A 15,022-nucleotide genomic window follows, 5' to 3' on the forward strand; every position below is an offset into this window, starting at 1 on the left:
CTCCACGAAGGCATTGCAATATCAGCTCGCGAATGCAGGTCAAGTGTGATCGCCAAATACAGCCAGCCCTCTTTGGCCTAGATATTTGGCCTTGATAAACGTCAAATCAGAGCCCCACACCGTATTGGCAGGTTGAACGGTGAATTCTCTGTGGAGCAGATTGGGACAGACTGCACCGCCAGGGTCACGGTCGGGTGTACGCACAAATCGTCGCTTTCCCTTGGCCCGGAGACCACCCACCCGCAAGGGGCGCGAAATCCGCTTTCGGGAAACGTGTCGTCCTTCAGCACGCAGATCAGTCTGAAGACGAGGCGCACCGTACCTTCCTTTGCTCGCTTGGTGCAGCTCACGGATGCGCTGCTGGACACGTTCAGCACCCGACACAAAACTTTCAGCGGATACTGGGTGCGCCACTCCCTAACGAACACATATTTCAACGTGTGGTCTCTCTGGCAAAGAAGGCCGCGGCTTTTTTCAGTATCTCGCGCTCCTAACGCAGAATTTCGTTTTCTTTCCGCAGGCGTTTGAGTTCCTCTTGCTCGGGTGTTAACAGCTGACGGCCCTGACCAGGGAAGGCCAACTCCCCGCTGTGCTGGTCGGCTTTGATCCACTTTCTCAAGGCTGAAAGTTCAATGCCAAGGTCGCAGGCGGTGCCTGCGATATTTTCGGTGGACTGCGCGAGTTGGCCAGCGTCTCGCTTGAATTCGGCGGTATACGTTTTGCGTTGGGTCGTGGGGTGCCTCCTATGATCGGGGCTGAACTCCATGTGTGCAAACGCGACTTACCCTCAACGTAAGTGCCGAGCAATGACGATCAGCGTTGGCTGCTGTGGGCATGCGGTCACGCTGATGTTAAATCTTGACGAACTCCTGCACGTCCATCACGAACATGACCGCGCCGCCGACAGCCACTTCGATGGGATCGCCGGATAAGCCTTCGTGCTGCTCGCCCATCGGCACGCCGGGAGTGACGAGGCGGGTGCGGGCGCGGCAGGTCTGCTGCACATGCCGTTTTAAATCGGCCAGCCGCTCATCGGTGACGCCAACCATCAGGGTGGTGTTGCCTTCGCGCAGGAATCCGCCGGTGCTGGCGAGTTTCGTGACGTCAAACGCGTTCGTGGTCAGCACCCGAACCAACGCAGAGGCGTCTGCGTCTTGAATCACCGCCAGCACGAGCTTCATGAGGCGCAGGATACCAGAGCGGCAGTGAGGGGCGCGGGACGATGGGTGATGTGGCTGGGGCATCTCTTGGTCGTCCGTTGACTGAGTCTGGCCAATGAGTCAGAGGCCATGTTGCTAAGGTCAACGGATCCAAGCTGCCAAGGACAACGTGATTCTGAGAGGTTCAAGACCACTCAACGGACGATCAATAACGCAACCGAGCTTGGAACTTCGACGTGGCCTGCTGTTCACCAGCCCGCGAGTGCGTCCTCTAGGGCCTGGTCACTCCATTTGGCATAGACGCGGGTGGTTTCGATGCTGCGGTGACCGAGGTGGCGGGCAGCGTACTCGAGGCTGCCGGTCTGCCGAACGAGGCGGGTGCCCGCGTAGTGGCGGAAGGCGTGCCCCGGTAACGGGTTTCGGCCCGGTTGGCGATGACCTGGAGGCGCCGCCGGGCGGCAGTCTGCGTACCACCAATGACCGCGCCCTCTCGGGGCAAGACTTGCGGAGCAGCGATCAAAGTACGGGTCAGGGTCACGCGGCGAGTTTTGCCGCCTTTACCGTGTTGAACCGTCAGGACACCGCCGGGCAGGTCAAGATCGTTCCACGTTAACTGCAGGGCTTCCTCGATGCGGAGGCCACCGTGGGCGCAGAGGAGAATCAGCGCCCGATCTCGGGGAGCGGTCATCTTGAGCAGGGCTTGGACTTCGTGGTCGGTATAGGGTTCCCAGGGGCGGTCTTGTCTTGAACTGGGCGAGCATCACTGAAGGGATCAAGAGCAGTGGCTCCGGCCCAGCGCAGGGCGCAGAACAGGGCCCGGGCGGCAGCCAGCTGAACGCGAATGCTTGAAGGAGCCAGTCCCGTGACTTCCAAAGATCGGATATAAAGCGCCCCTGCGTCTCGTTCGGGTCGAATGAGGCTGAAGCCGGTTCGCTCGGCAGGCTGGAGAAGTTTGCCGAGGCCTTATAAGCACGGGCGGTTCGAGCAGAGAGGCCCGCGGAGGATCGCGAGGAAGCTCCGCACCATGCCTTCATTGTCGGTGGGAGATTCAGTGGGTTCACGATTGACCGCTGGCACGGCCTTGGAGGAAGGCGACACACGGCTATTCAACGGGGGACGGTTTCGGGTAAGGGAGAGTCTTCTGGTGCCCGGAGGATGGTGGTGAGCATGGCTGAAGACCGCGCACTTTGGTGCCCCGTGCCAGTGCATGGTCAAAACGCTTCACTGCATCCACAATTCGGCTTCGGCCAAACTCAACGGCCAGGGTTCGAGCCCGACTCCCCAGGTGGTACGGCTCCGTGCCTCTCCAACACCAGCACAGAAGCTGTTCACCGAAGACATTCAGCCCAGGAGAGACAGCTTCCCCTCCACCAGGTCAGCAGGCCTCTATACTCTTTGCGTCAACTCTATGAAGGTCGCCACCACTTTGGGATCAAACTTTTTTTCCCGTTCGGCCAAGAGTTCAGCTACAGCCTGCTCATGTGTCCACGCCCGCTTATAGGGTCGCTCACTCCTGAGAGCGTCGTACACATCACACACCGTAAAGATACGGGCCAACAGCGGAATCTCTTCTCCTGCCAATCCATCTGGATAGCCGCTCCCGTCCCACCGCTCATGATGATGCCGGATGACCAGCAAGGCCTGCCGAGACAAGGTGGGCATCATTGAAGCAAGGGCGTGCCCAGCAGGCGCATGTTTTTTCATCAGAATCCATTCGTCGTCATCAAGGGAAGCGGGTTTCGTCAAGACCGCATCCGGGATGGTCAATTTTCCAATGTCATGCAAATATGCCCCTTGCTTGAGCTCCTCAACTTCTCCGACTGGAAGGCCAAATGCCTGAGCGAGTTGCGCACTTAAGGCAACTACCCGCTGGGTGTGTCCAGAAGTTTCCAGATCGCGCGCTTCCAGCACAAGGCCTAGACTCAACAGGCTCGCGGCGAGCGTTTCGTGCAGGTGGTCGTTAGCCTGTCGCAAGCTGAACTGAATTTCTTTAAGCTCCGTGATATCGGCAATGACGGCCACACAGGAGTGGGCCTGTCCACAGTCATCTCTCAGCAAAGAGACCCGCGACCGTGACCAGACAATGCTGCCGTCCGCGCGAAAGTAACGTTTTTCGACTACTGCCACCGCCACCTCACCGTTGATCACCTGTTCCAGAGCCTGTGTCGTTTTGTGGATGTCATCAGGGTGGGTAATGTCCAAGACATTCATGCTGGTCAGTTGCTCGGTTGAATACCCAAACAGGAGGGCGGCACTTGGATTACTGACCAAAATCGTGCCGTCAAACATAAGTTCAATGATTCCAACGCCCGCGTGCTCGAACAGCAGCTGATAGTTCCTGGGCATGAGGTTACCCCCTGGTCTGATTCAATCGAGAGACCAAAGCATAACTCAGCGCAGCTGAACGAATGGGCATATTTATGAGATGAGCCTTCGCCAACGAGCTGCAAAGACTCCATTTTTAGGAAATTCTGTCTTGGAGTTCAAGCGGTGGGTGGTTTCTGGCAACGCCTTGAGGCCACCCCGCTAGTGAGAAGGCAAGGGCCATGCCTCAACACCCCGTTCATGAGATGCAACAGTGTGCCAGTGAATAACCGCGAATAGATAGCGTAGTTTTTGGAGGTTGTCTACAGTGGTCGCCAGTTCACCTGGATTGCCTGCTGTCACGGGCGTCAGAAGCAAAACAAACCACCCCACACGTGGTTTCAAACTGGTTGCACGTACGTTTCGCCCAATGGCTGCCCTGATCTCACGACGGCCAGTCGTGTCCGCAACAATTTGTGACCAAGCGCGATCAACGCCACCTTGGGCGGCTTTCCATGGGCTCGTAAACGACAATAGAAGTCACCCAGATGCCCTTTGTTTCGCGTGACACTCCGGGCCGCAAGAGACGCCGAACGCCTTAGGTGAGCATTCCCTGTCTTTGAAATGCGCCCTCGGCCATGGACACTCGTGCCCGACTGAAACGGCGCTGGAGCAATGCCAGCGTGAGCTGCTCTTTGCTTGCCGGTCTCCAGCACGGCACACCCCTCGGTTTGTGCCAACACGGACGCCGCAGCCACCAAGTCGGCATCGGAGATTTTTTCGTGTGCCTGCTGTAGTTTTGCCGGAAGATGAGGCAGGATCCAGCGGCTCAGCAGGGTGACAGCGGTCGGCAGCGGTACTCAACGACCCTGCACTTTCAGTGCAGGGGTTTGGGAGCGACGGGGGTCGCCTTCCATCTGAGAGCAGGAACGTGTCTTGCGCTTGATTGGAACCGCTCTGGTGATGTTCGAGATCATCCTGCCCCAGCCCCTCGGTGATGTTCCCCGGACTCCATGCTCCGTATCCCACGCCCCAACAGTGTCGTCCCCCATCTCGTTTTTCGAGATGGGGGAATTCTTCCTGGAGTCGCCGGGAAGTCCGCCCCTTGAGCCGCTTCACCAGAGCACTCCCCGACCGCGCAGGTGGATCTTCCAAGTGCAGCTGCACCGGATCGCACCTCACGACGCCCTTCAACATGCCAACGTCTTCCGCATCGCCAATGTGAATCAGGAGTTCGCGGCATCGAAGGTTCACTTCACCGACCAAGACGTGATACCGCTACGTTGTCGCCCACACCAGAAATACCGTCAGCCGACTGACCGTATGACTTCCTGACCGACTCCCGCGCACTGCTCAACGCTACCCGGTGGCCTGATCCGTTCCAGCATCTGAAAGACTTGCACTCCAGTGCATGGCTGAAGACCCGCGGGTTGGGACAGTGAAGGCCACACAACCCTCCTGCATGGCCCCCGGAGGGGCAGCCAACCGCTGTGTGGTGAACGTACTCTGGGGGTTCAGCGTTCCGATGGCAGAGTTCAAGGCGCGTCAGAGTGGCCGGGGCAAGGTGATCTCAAAGGTGGCCCCTTGATCCACCTGACTGTGCGCAGAAACCGTGCCCCCATGCCGGGTCACGATCCGCCGCACGTTGGCCAATCCCACTCCTGTTCCTTCGAACTCTTCCTGACGGTGCAGGCGCTGAAACGCCCCAAACAACTTGTCCGCGTACCGGGGATCAAAGCCCACCCCATTATCGCGCACAAAGATCGCCCACTCCTGGCCACGCTCTTCAGCCCAGATCTCAATCTGCGGTTCTGAACGCGTACGACTGTATTTCAGGGCGTTCGACAGCAGATTGATCATGACCTGCCGCAGGGTGGCCTGATCGGCCATGACCGACGGCAAGGGCCGGATCATCCACCTCACGGGTCTCTGTGCAGTTTCGGGTTCCAAGTCTGCACGTGCCGTGGCAATCAGTTGCTCCAGATCCACCGGCCCTATCCGGAGGGGCTGACGGGAGGTGCGCGACAGATCCAACAAGGCATCAATCAAGACGTTCATGCGGCCAGCGGCAGTATCCACGATGCCCAGATACCGGGCGGCCTTGGCGTCCAGCTCCTCACCTAGGGTCTGTCGCAGGAGGACATTGAAGCTTTTGATGTGCCGAACTGGCGCCCGCAGGTCATGGGAGACGCTGTACGCGAAGGCCTCCAGTTCTTCATTGGCGGCTTCCAATTGCGCGTTACTGGACTCGACTTTCGCGGCATGCGAGGCCAGCAGGGCCACGCTCTCAGCGCGTTCAATGGCCAGACCCAAACTACGGCCCACGGCGGTGAACAGGGCGCGCTCACGGCTCATCCAGGCGCGGCTGCGGAGGGTTCCAGTGACCAGCATGGCAAAGGGTTGACCTGCCCTGAAATAGGGGTAGAAGGCCACCGCACCATAGGCCTCGGTATGTGCGACGCCCTCTGCCTCCGCGTCCCAACCGTCCGTGAACACGGGTGCGCCGGACTGAACAGCCGCCAGAAAACTGGGGGCGTCCTGACCATATCCTCTGCGGGTGGCCTCAGCAGTCACGGGCTCAATGTTGTCGGACACCACTTTGGCTTTCCAGAGGCCTGCTTCCAGCTCGTAATAGACCACGCTGAGCTCGGGAAACGAAGCCTGCACCACTTCCTGCGCCCGCAGTGCCAACGTGTGCAGGTTCGTTTCTGTGCCGACCGCTTCAGTCAACGCCACAAACGCATTCAGGGCACTCCGGCCTTCCAGTTGCCGCGCCTGTTCTGCCCGGTCAAGCGCCCCACCCAGGCTGCGCCACAGCGCTGTAAAGACGGCGCGGTGGTGAACCGTCCAGACCGACTCTCCCCGCAGTCCGGCCACCAGCATGCCGACTGGCGCTCCCTGTTGAAAGTAGGGCGCAAATGCCCCAGCACTGAACGATTCCGTGTGCGGAATGCGCTGTGCTTCGCCGTCCCACTGCTCGACGAAGACGGGCATTCCGGTCTGGACGGCTTGGTGGTAGGCAGGCGTATCGAGGGGCGGGCCCGCAACCAGCAAGCGTTTTAAGTCGGCGGGTACCTCGTCCAGCAAAGCCGGGATCCACAGATTTCCATGCATTTCGTAGTACGCCATGAACAGGTCGGGGAAGACGGCCCGCAGCACGTGTCTGGTTCGCTGAAGCAAGGTGCTCAGATTGGTGTTGAGTCCGACTGCTTCGGTCAGGGCGACGAACGCGCTCAGCGCTTCCGCCTGGGTCTGCAGCGCCTGTGCCTGTTGACGCAACCGGGTGCTCAGGGCAAGGTGGTCGAGCGCCAAAGCGCACTGTCCCGCCAGGATCTGAAGGAAGTGCCGTTCTTCAGGCATGAAGTCATGGGGTTCGTTGAACACCAAGACAATGACCCCAAGCGGCTGGCCGCCGAGCAGCATGGGCACCACGGCCGTGGCGACCACCGGGACGCCTAGAGCAGGAGCGACCAGATCCGGGTACGCCGCTATCAATGCCTCTTGGTGCTCGAAGTAAAGGGCTTCCCGCCGCCACAGGGCATCTTCGGTCGGCGCAAACGCGTCGAGTGTGCCGTCTTGCCACAGCATCTGTTCACCTTCACCATACCCATGCGTGGCAGCGACTCGCAGCCCATCCCCGGTCTCATGGAGCAGCAGAATGGCTCCAGCGACCGCGCCCAGGGCCTGCAACGCTGGATGCAGCACGATCTCGAACACATCTGCTGGGGTGGCCACGGCGGCCAGGGCCTCCGTCACGCCTTGCAGACGCGCGCTGAGCGATTCGCGTCTGGGCGAACTGTGGAGCTCGGACATAGCGCAGGATAACGTCATCTCCCGGCAGCCTCCCCGTCCATTGACGTTGTCTTATCCTCGTCACAGAACGACGAGAAGGCAACCGCCCTGGCTCAAAAGCCTTCCCTTTTGCACGATGCTGTAGACCTCAATCTAGAGGTGACACTGTTGAGGTAGCCAACGGTTGACGTTTCACTCGGTGAGGTGCCCAGCCATGAAATGCGGGCCATTGAACAAGAGTGGCCAGCAGTCCCTCACATCGGCTCGATCCTCAGCTGACGTCGGTATTGAGCGGAGAACGAAACTTCTCGTCTGGGGTGAACTGCCACAAGCGGCGCCCCAACAGTGCGGCTCCAAAACTGACCACACCAATGGCCACCATACGGGCCATAAAGACGCCGTACTGTCCTTCGTAGGATCCAAACAGGGCATAGCGCAGAGCGTTCACGACGTCCGTGACCGGCACAACGGTGTGAATGGCCTGGAAAAAGGGTGACGTCAGTTCCACCGGATAATTGCCGCCAGACGCAGCAAGCTGCACCACCAGCAAAATCAGGGCCAGCAGCCGCCCCGCACCCCCCAACAGCAGGTTCAGGGCCAACACCAACATCATGAAGGTCAGGCTTCCCAGGACAGCGGTGAGCACCACCAGTTCAGGATGGAGCAGGTCAATGCCCATCAAGTGCACGCCCAGGACCACAATCAGAGCCTGAGCCACTACATAGGCGGCAGGAACCGCGAACTTGCGCAGCACCCGGGCAGCCTGTGAGGTTCCCCGTCCACTTTCAGGCAGCAATTGATAGGGGAACATAAACGTGGTCAGGGTGCAGCCCACCCACAGGGCCAGGGCCATGAAATAGGGGGCGAAGGCCGCACCGTTGTTCTTCACGTCTGCGGTGGTCTGCTCGACCACCTGCACGCTGGCGGACAGCCCCTCTGGGTCACCACTCAGTTGCTCAACAGTACTGGGAACCTTGTTGTACAGTTCGTTCAACCCGTCCCGAAGTTCTCCTGCGCCTTCCTGAAGCGCCCCCGCGCCTTCCGACAGGCGGGTCGCTCCATTGGCCAGGGTGCCCACACCTTTCGTGAGCTGCGCAGCGCTGCTGGCCACTGTTTCAGCGCCGCTGCTGATCTGGTCGAGCTCTTGCTGAGCAGGCAACTGGCGCGTGATGGTGCCCAACGCGTCTTTGATCTGGAGGTTGCCCTGGACCGCCTGATTGACACCCTTCTGAAGGGCCTGCGCTCCCTGACTGAGTTGCTGTGCGCCCGCCTGAGCCTCGCCCGTCTTCCGCGCGAGAGTCGCGGCACCCGTTTGAAGCTGACGTGCTCCGGTCTGCAGCTGTACTGTGCCCGTCGCCAGTTGTGCGGCACCGCTGGCCGCCTGCTTGGCGCCTGCAGCGGCTTGTCCTGACTTCTGAGCCAGGGTCGCCGCCCCAGCCTGAAGTTGACTGGCCCCCTGCTGCAGTTGTCCAGCACCCTGCGCGAGTTGCTGCGCCCCTTTCACCGCTGCGGCGCTGCCTGAAGCTGCTTTTCCTGCGTTCTCGGCCAGCTTGAGGGCCCCGGTCTGGAGCTGTGTGCTGCCGGAAACCAGCTGACGTGTGCCCGCCGCCAATTGCTGTGCTCCCTTCACTGCAGCGGCCGTTCCCGTGCTGAGTTTGTCTGCGCCTTCTTTCAGCTGGCCTGTGCCAGCCTGAAGTTGTCCTGCGCCGGTTGCCAGTGCGGCAACGTTTTGCCCAAACGCCTCAGGAAGAGGCTGGCTGCCCACTGCATCGACCAATTGCTGGCTGCCCTGCACGAGTTTCGTGGCGCCCACATTCACGCTATTGGCAGCTCCAGCCGTCTGTTGAACTCCAGTGTGGAGCTGTGGAAGTTGCGTGGCGAGTTGCTGCGCTCCATTGTTCACCTGGGTCGCCCCGACTGTCAGGTTCTTTGCGCCACTGGCCAGCTGATTCGAACCGGTCGCCAGTTGATTCAGGCCCGTCTGGAGTGCCGGAAGTTGCTGCCGAAGTTGCTGCGCCCCACTGTTCAGCTGTCCAGCGCCTTGCGCCAGACTCCCTGCACCGGTCTGGAGCTGTTGTGCGCCACCTTGCAGCTGACCGAGACCGCTCGACAGCGCAGGAAGATTCTTGGCCAGCGTCTGTGACCTGGTCTTCAACCGGGTCGCGCCTGTGTTCAGCGTGCCCGCTCCCGTCGAGAGTTGCTGTGCGCCGCTTTCCAGCTGTTTCAGACCGCCCGACAATTGCGTGCTGCCCAGGGTTAGCTGTTGCGCGCCCTGCTGGAGGGGCTGCAGTTGCGTCTGACCCGGCGCAGCCTTCTCCAGTTGCTGCAGACCGGCGGAGAGTGCCGTGGTTCCTGTGGTCAGCTGGTTCACGCCCGAAGCCAGATCCTGCGCGCCCCGGGTCAATTGTTGTCCGCCACCCTGGGCCGTTTTCGCGCCACTGGCCAAGTCTTTTGCACCACTGGTCAGTTCACCCGCGCCATCCTGGAGACGTCCGGCACCGTCACGAAGTTGGCCTGTTGCTTTTTTAACGTCCGAGAACCCCTGCTGAACATCCTTCAGGCTGGCCTGCACGACGTCCCAACGGTTGCTGCCCAGGGTCTCGTTCAGGTTCGTAGCAATCTCTTTGGCGAGGGTGCTTCCCACTCGGCTGGCGAAATAGCTGCTGCCAGGCGCACTGTACAGATGGAGCTGGCCTTGTTCAGCGCTGCTGCCCGCGATGGCCTTCTGACTGAAATTCTGGGGGATCGTCAGGGCAAAATACACGTCCCCGCGGCGCACAGCAGCTTGGGCTGTTGCCTCACTGGCATAGCTGATGAATTTGACGGGTGGATCTTCCCGAAGGCGGGTGACCAGGTCATCTCCAAGGCGGTAGGTTTTTCCCCGGGTAGTCGTGCCACGGTCGGTATTCACCAGTGCCACCGGCAGGTCGGTGAGCTTGCTGTAGGGGTCCCACACACTGGCGAGGTAGATCGCCACGTAAATCACGGGAATAAAAAGGATGGCGGCGGCGGCAACCCACATGAGTGGGGAGCGCCAAAGAGAGCGCTCACTGGGCGTCAGGGTACGGTAGTCCTTGACCAGGCTACGGCGTCGGGGGGCGGGTTCAGACATGGTGTGATCCTTCGAGGCGGGAAGATGCAGTGCTTGCTGACACTCTGTCGGCTCAGATCATCATCCCATCCTATTGACAACGTGTCAAGTGACGAAGTGTAGGGAAAATGATACACTGAGGTATGACTGCGCTGGAGCACCGCAAACGCCTTCCTTCCGCTGACCGCCGGGAGCAAATCCTTAAGGTCGGTGCAGCTCTCTTCGTTGAGCGTGGGTATGAAGCCGTCACCATGGGTGACATTGCCACCGCCCTGGGCATCTCGCGCCCTACCATCTACAGTTACTTCACCTCAACAGAAGGCGTCCTTGACGCACTGCTGGACGAACGCCTCGATACCCTCCTGACCCTGCTTGAACCTCTTCTAAACACGCCTCCGGAAACCGAAGAAGGTTCCAACCGCATCGAAGCCATTTTCGAACTGCTGCTCCGGGAACGGGACACCTTTTCCTTGCTGCACAGCGGCGGAGGTCCAACGTTCCGGCAGCGGCGGCATGACTTCCTCAACAAGATCGGTCAACGGCTTCCTCTAGTTCCCAATCCCCCAGGTCAGGAGTACGCCACCCTGCTGCTGATCATCACGACTCTGCTTGACAGCCTGGTGTACCGCGCCGCGAACGATCCCACGGTAAACGCGACAGAACTTGCACGGGCCCTGCAGAAGTTCGTGCAAGGTGGCGCACGCGAACTTCTGCAGGGCTCGGTTGATTCAGTGCAGTCCAAAGGATAACCCGTCCTCTCGCAGCGCCTTCACCAGAGAAAGAACGCGGCAGAAAGCCCGTTGGGCCCACACATCTGGTGGCTTGTTCCTTAAGAGGTCAGAGCGTTGCTGGGAGAGAACCCCCGTCCGGATTGATTCGCTGATCTGACCTGCATTCCAGGTAGAGCTCAACACCTATTCCTCAGCGGAGACCTGGACTTGGCTGAGCAGATAGAGTGAAAGTATCTCCAACGCTCCCTGCCCGAATTGCAACCACTGGAAGCTCAGCTGGCTCAAGTGCGGACTGAATTTCACGGTACCAAGGCGCGTCCCCAGCTGCACAGCTCACCTCAAATCAACCACCCAGCCAGAATCAGCCTTGAACCCCGAAGGTTGAGCGCCAGAAGACTGGCCAGTCGTGAGGCGCATGCCGAGGCTCTCCAGGCAAGATGCTCATGTGGATACATCTTCAGTAGGCGCAGCGCTGACCGGGCCATTGCTCAGGGAATAGAGTAGTCGCTATGAGCAGCTTCCCGAGCCTCGGCATGCGCCTCACGACCCTGCTGCTGCGCACCCAACCCAAACTGCTGGCGGATGCCCAAACTTACCGCCAGATCAAGCAGCACCGGACATATCCACAGCCCGCTTCTCTTCCCGACTCCCTTCAACTCTTGACCTTCATTCGTGAAGAAGAAGTGGACGGTCAGGTCGTGTACACCCTCAAACCCAAGGCTGGCCGCAGCGACTGGCATTTTATCTATACCCACGGCGGCGTGTTTGTAGAAGCGCTGATCAGCCCGCACTGGTACATCATCGAGCAATTGATTCTCCACACTGGCGCGACCGTCACGGTGCCGCTCTACCCGCTCACGCCAGAACACACCTACCGCGAGACGTTCCCATTGCTCACCGAGGTGTACCGGCAGGTTCTCGCCTCCACATCTCCGGAGAAGGTCATCTTGTGCGGCGACTCGGCAGGCGGAAATCTGGCGCTCACGCAGGCCCTCCACTACCGTGACCTGGGGCTGCCCCTGCCCGGACGGTTGCTGCTGTTTTCTCCATGGCTGGACCTGTCGATGTCCAACCCTGAGATGACGGCCATTGAGCCGCATGACCCGATGTTGGCGCGGCCCGGCTCCCGTGAGGCGGCCAAGTGGTGGGCAGGTGGCGATGACCTCCGCCTCCCGCTCCTCAGTCCGCTGCACGCCGACCTGCGCGGGTTGCCTCCGATGGACGTGTTTCAGGGAGAGCTAGACATCCTTTGGCCAGATACGCGGCGGCTGGCCCAACAGGTTCAGGCGGCAGGAGGAACCCTGCGGCTGCATCCCTATCCCGGGGCCTTTCATGTGTTCATGGCGGCCACCTACACGCCGGAAGCGCAGGATGTCTTCCGCCAGATCGGTCGGCTGCTGAGCTACAGCCCGAGGGCGGTCAAGCGCACTGGGCTGATCAAACTGGTGTCGCTGCCCCCAGTGCGTCTCGTGGTTTACCTGTCTGAGCGTGCTCAGCAGCGCCGCAACTCAGATGCCCCAAGGGAGGGAGCGGGCAAGCACCGGCCCTTGGGGATCCTGCTGGCCGTCCTCGCCCTGTGGCTGTGGCAGCGCCGGAAGTAAAGCGCACATGTGGTTCTCGTTCAATCCCTTGCTGTCCTCAGGTGAGACAAGGTGTATGAACGGGCGCTCTATTGACGGCCCTTTGTGACCTGTTGTCCTTCAACACGGACAGTGTGGTCAGTCGTCCAGGACTGTTCCAGACCCCCCACCATCAGGCTGATGTTGACTCTTTGACCTAAAGCGATGCGGCGGCTGTTCTTTATCAGGGACTGCAAACGTATACACGGTCGCCTGTCTGTAGGTTGAACAGGGCACTCCACCCCTGGCCAGACCTGTATTCGCAGCCCTCCAGCCATCAGTTGCTTACACCGTTGCCTATTGCAACCGTGACTCTTCCCCCGTAACTCCGGGCTCAGGTTCAAGGACAGAGATTTGCGTCCTCAAGGCGGTGAGATGACGGTGCATCCGCCTGGCGGCTGCCTCCGTGTCACCGGTATGAAGCGCCCGAACGAGGCCATCATGCACCCCCACCAGTTCCTGCATTTGGACTGGTCCAGGGGGATGGGTCGCCGCGGCCGAATAAATCAGATCAATCAACGCGTCGACGAACAGACTCAAGATCGGGTTGTGGGCGGCCTCTACAATGCGGCGCACAAAGCCCAGGTTCAGGCGCGCGACCGTATCGAACGTGACAACCTGAAAATCCAGATCCTGGTACTGCTGCGCAATGGCGCGCAGGTCTGCGAGGTCCTGTGGCTGTGCCCGCTCCGCCGCCAGTCGCGCGCAGGTCACGGCGAGTTCCTGCCACGCGTCCAATAAGGCGTCTGAGCTAACACCAGACAGGTGGCGAAAGGCCTCAACGGTGCGCCCCAGTGGGGCGGTGATGGGCTGTCCCACCAAAATGCCTCCACCTGGACCAGTTTTGGTTCGCACCAGTCCTTCGCGCTCAAGCATGCGAACGCTCTCGCGAACCCCAGCCCGACTGATTCCTGTGGCCTGCTGCAGCGCACGTTCAGAACAGATGCGCTCTCCAGGCTGGAGGTTCCGTTCCCGAACTTCGTGCTGAATAAAGGCCACGACGCTGTCGCTGGCACGGGGCCTAGATGGCGCAGGGGAAATGGGCATGCACATTCAAGCTACTACCTTTCGACTGGCCAAGCACATCTGTCCCTCGATTGAGTATACTCAATTCATTCCAACTGATGATGGGCCCTTGGGTCCATTCGCTTTGCCTGATTCGTTGGGCCGGAGGATCCATGGATTTTATGCTGAACGACGAAGAACGGCAGCTTGAGCAGCTCGCACGCACTTTTACCCAGCGCGAAATCGTACCTGCCGCTGCCGCACTTGACCGCGAAAAACGCTTTCCCCAGGCCATCTACGACCAGGCGCTCAAGCTGGGCTTGCTCAATCTGACCATTCCTGAAGCGTACGGCGGCGCGGGCCTGGGCTGCCTGGCCCTCACCTTGGTCACCGAACAATTTGCACGTGGCTGCGTCGGCGTTGCCGCGGTGCTGGGGATCAACGCTCTGGCCGCAGACGCCATCATCCACCATGGGAACGAAGAACAGAAAAACTGGGTGCTGCCGCGTCTTGTCGCCGGAGAGCTCGCCAGTTACGCCGCCACCGAACCGGGCGCCGGCAGCGACGTGGCCGGTCTGCAGACGCGCGCTGTGCGGGACGGTGACGACTACGTCCTGTCCGGCAACAAGATCTGGATCAGCAATGCCACCCACGCTTCCTTGTTCGTCGTGTTTGCCCGAACCGGGCCGCAGCCTGGCGCCGCAGGGCTGAGCGCCTTCATTGTGGAACGGGACACGCCTGGCCTGAGGGTGGGTGAACCGCTCGACAAACTGGGCCAGCGCTGCGCACCCACCAGTGAGGTGTTTTTCGATGGCTGCCGGGTGCCGCTGACTCAGCGGATCGGGGAAGAAGGCCAGGGGTTCAAGATCGCGATGGACGCTTTTGACCATTCACGGCCGATGGTTGCGGCCTTCGGGGTCGGGGTTCATGCCCGCTGTCTGGAAGAAAGCCTGGCCTACGCCCAGACCCGCCAGAGCATGGGGCAACCGATTATCCGTCATCAACTGGTGGCGGCCAAGCTGGCTGAGATGTCCACGTCGCTGGACGCCGCTCGGCTGCTGACCTACCGGGCCGCCTGGTTAATCGATCACGGGCACCGCAACACTCTGGCGGCGTCGCAGGCGAAGCTGTTTGCTGCTGAAAGCGTGATGCAGGCCGCCACCGAAGCCGTACAGATCTTTGGAGGGATGGGGTACTCCACCGAGTACCCCGTCGAAAAGCTCTTCCGTGACGCCAAGGTCCTTCAGATCTACGAAGGCACCAGCGAAATTCAGAAACTGGTGATCGCGCGGGAACTACAACGCTGAACGCCAGCTGGCA

The 15,022-nt window shown here is 60.4% G+C and carries 9 protein-coding genes and 5 pseudogenes; 3 read left to right on the forward strand and 11 right to left on the reverse strand.

Annotated features, from left to right (window positions below):
* Positions 1-5: 5 nt before the first annotated feature.
* The 9 genes and pseudogenes from M1R55_RS22555 to M1R55_RS22585 all read right to left on the reverse strand — a co-directional run.
* Positions 6-766 (reverse strand): annotated as a pseudogene (locus M1R55_RS22555) (IS3 family transposase); the annotation flags it as partial.
* Between the two features lie 85 nt (positions 767-851).
* Entirely contained in the window at positions 852-1,181 is a 330-nt protein-coding gene (locus tag M1R55_RS22560; RefSeq protein ID WP_249395640.1) for a cyclic-di-AMP receptor, read from the reverse strand.
* Positions 1,182-1,408: 227 nt separating this feature from the next.
* Positions 1,409-1,519 (reverse strand): annotated as a pseudogene (locus M1R55_RS32370) (site-specific integrase); the annotation flags it as partial.
* A 209-nt stretch (positions 1,520-1,728) separates the two neighbouring features.
* Positions 1,729-1,848 (reverse strand): annotated as a pseudogene (locus M1R55_RS32375) (site-specific integrase); the annotation flags it as partial.
* Between the two features lie 698 nt (positions 1,849-2,546).
* A complete protein-coding gene (locus M1R55_RS22570; protein ID WP_249395642.1) occupies positions 2,547-3,506 on the reverse strand; it encodes an HD domain-containing phosphohydrolase in 960 nt (319 codons plus the stop codon).
* 359 nt (positions 3,507-3,865) lie between these two features.
* Positions 3,866-4,222, reverse strand: a complete 357-nt coding sequence (locus M1R55_RS31855) for a transposase (protein WP_256566064.1) — start codon at positions 4,220-4,222, stop codon at positions 3,866-3,868.
* Between the two features lie 157 nt (positions 4,223-4,379).
* Positions 4,380-4,814 (reverse strand): annotated as a pseudogene (tnpA, locus tag M1R55_RS22575) (IS200/IS605 family transposase); the annotation flags it as partial.
* A 195-nt stretch (positions 4,815-5,009) separates the two neighbouring features.
* Complete coding sequence (locus M1R55_RS22580; protein WP_249395643.1) at positions 5,010-7,277, reverse strand: ATP-binding protein; 2,268 nt, start codon at positions 7,275-7,277, stop codon at positions 5,010-5,012.
* Positions 7,278-7,527: 250 nt separating this feature from the next.
* A complete protein-coding gene (locus M1R55_RS22585) occupies positions 7,528-10,368 on the reverse strand; it encodes a YhgE/Pip domain-containing protein (RefSeq protein WP_249395644.1) in 2,841 nt (946 codons plus the stop codon).
* A gap of 122 nt (positions 10,369-10,490) precedes the next feature.
* Here M1R55_RS22585 and M1R55_RS22590 point away from each other — a divergent pair, with 122 nt between their 5' ends.
* Both M1R55_RS22590 and M1R55_RS22595 read left to right on the forward strand, forming a co-directional pair.
* Positions 10,491-11,096: a TetR/AcrR family transcriptional regulator gene (locus M1R55_RS22590; RefSeq protein ID WP_249395645.1), complete on the forward strand. Its 606-nt coding sequence runs from the start codon at positions 10,491-10,493 to the stop codon at positions 11,094-11,096.
* Between the two features lie 491 nt (positions 11,097-11,587).
* Positions 11,588-12,679, forward strand: a complete 1,092-nt coding sequence (locus M1R55_RS22595) for an alpha/beta hydrolase (protein WP_249395646.1) — start codon at positions 11,588-11,590, stop codon at positions 12,677-12,679.
* Between the two features lie 315 nt (positions 12,680-12,994).
* Here M1R55_RS22595 and M1R55_RS22600 read toward each other — a convergent pair whose 3' ends face one another.
* Both M1R55_RS22600 and M1R55_RS32380 read right to left on the reverse strand, forming a co-directional pair.
* Entirely contained in the window at positions 12,995-13,516 is a 522-nt protein-coding gene (locus tag M1R55_RS22600; RefSeq protein ID WP_249395647.1) for a FadR/GntR family transcriptional regulator, read from the reverse strand.
* Between the two features lie 24 nt (positions 13,517-13,540).
* Positions 13,541-13,750: pseudogene (locus tag M1R55_RS32380) on the reverse strand (GntR family transcriptional regulator); the annotation flags it as partial.
* Between the two features lie 125 nt (positions 13,751-13,875).
* Between M1R55_RS32380 and M1R55_RS22605 the strand changes: the two are divergent.
* Complete coding sequence (locus M1R55_RS22605; protein ID WP_249395648.1) at positions 13,876-15,009, forward strand: acyl-CoA dehydrogenase family protein; 1,134 nt, start codon at positions 13,876-13,878, stop codon at positions 15,007-15,009.
* Positions 15,010-15,022: the final 13 nt, after the last annotated feature.

Origin of the sequence: Deinococcus sp. QL22 (assembly GCF_023370075.1) — a bacterium.
GTDB lineage: Bacteria > Deinococcota > Deinococci > Deinococcales > Deinococcaceae > Deinococcus.

Coding starts and splice junctions, on each gene's coding strand:
- M1R55_RS22605 (WP_249395648.1), top strand. CDS start 13,876: ATGGATTTTATGCTGAACGACGAAGAACGGCAGCTTGAGCAGCTCGCA.
- M1R55_RS22595 (WP_249395646.1), top strand. CDS start 11,588: ATGAGCAGCTTCCCGAGCCTCGGCATGCGCCTCACGACCCTGCTGCTG.
- M1R55_RS22585 (WP_249395644.1), bottom strand. CDS start 10,368: ATGTCTGAACCCGCCCCCCGACGCCGTAGCCTGGTCAAGGACTACCGT.
- M1R55_RS22570 (WP_249395642.1), bottom strand. CDS start 3,506: ATGCCCAGGAACTATCAGCTGCTGTTCGAGCACGCGGGCGTTGGAATC.
- M1R55_RS22590 (WP_249395645.1), top strand. CDS start 10,491: ATGACTGCGCTGGAGCACCGCAAACGCCTTCCTTCCGCTGACCGCCGG.
- M1R55_RS22560 (WP_249395640.1), bottom strand. CDS start 1,181: ATGAAGCTCGTGCTGGCGGTGATTCAAGACGCAGACGCCTCTGCGTTG.
- M1R55_RS22580 (WP_249395643.1), bottom strand. CDS start 7,277: ATGTCCGAGCTCCACAGTTCGCCCAGACGCGAATCGCTCAGCGCGCGT.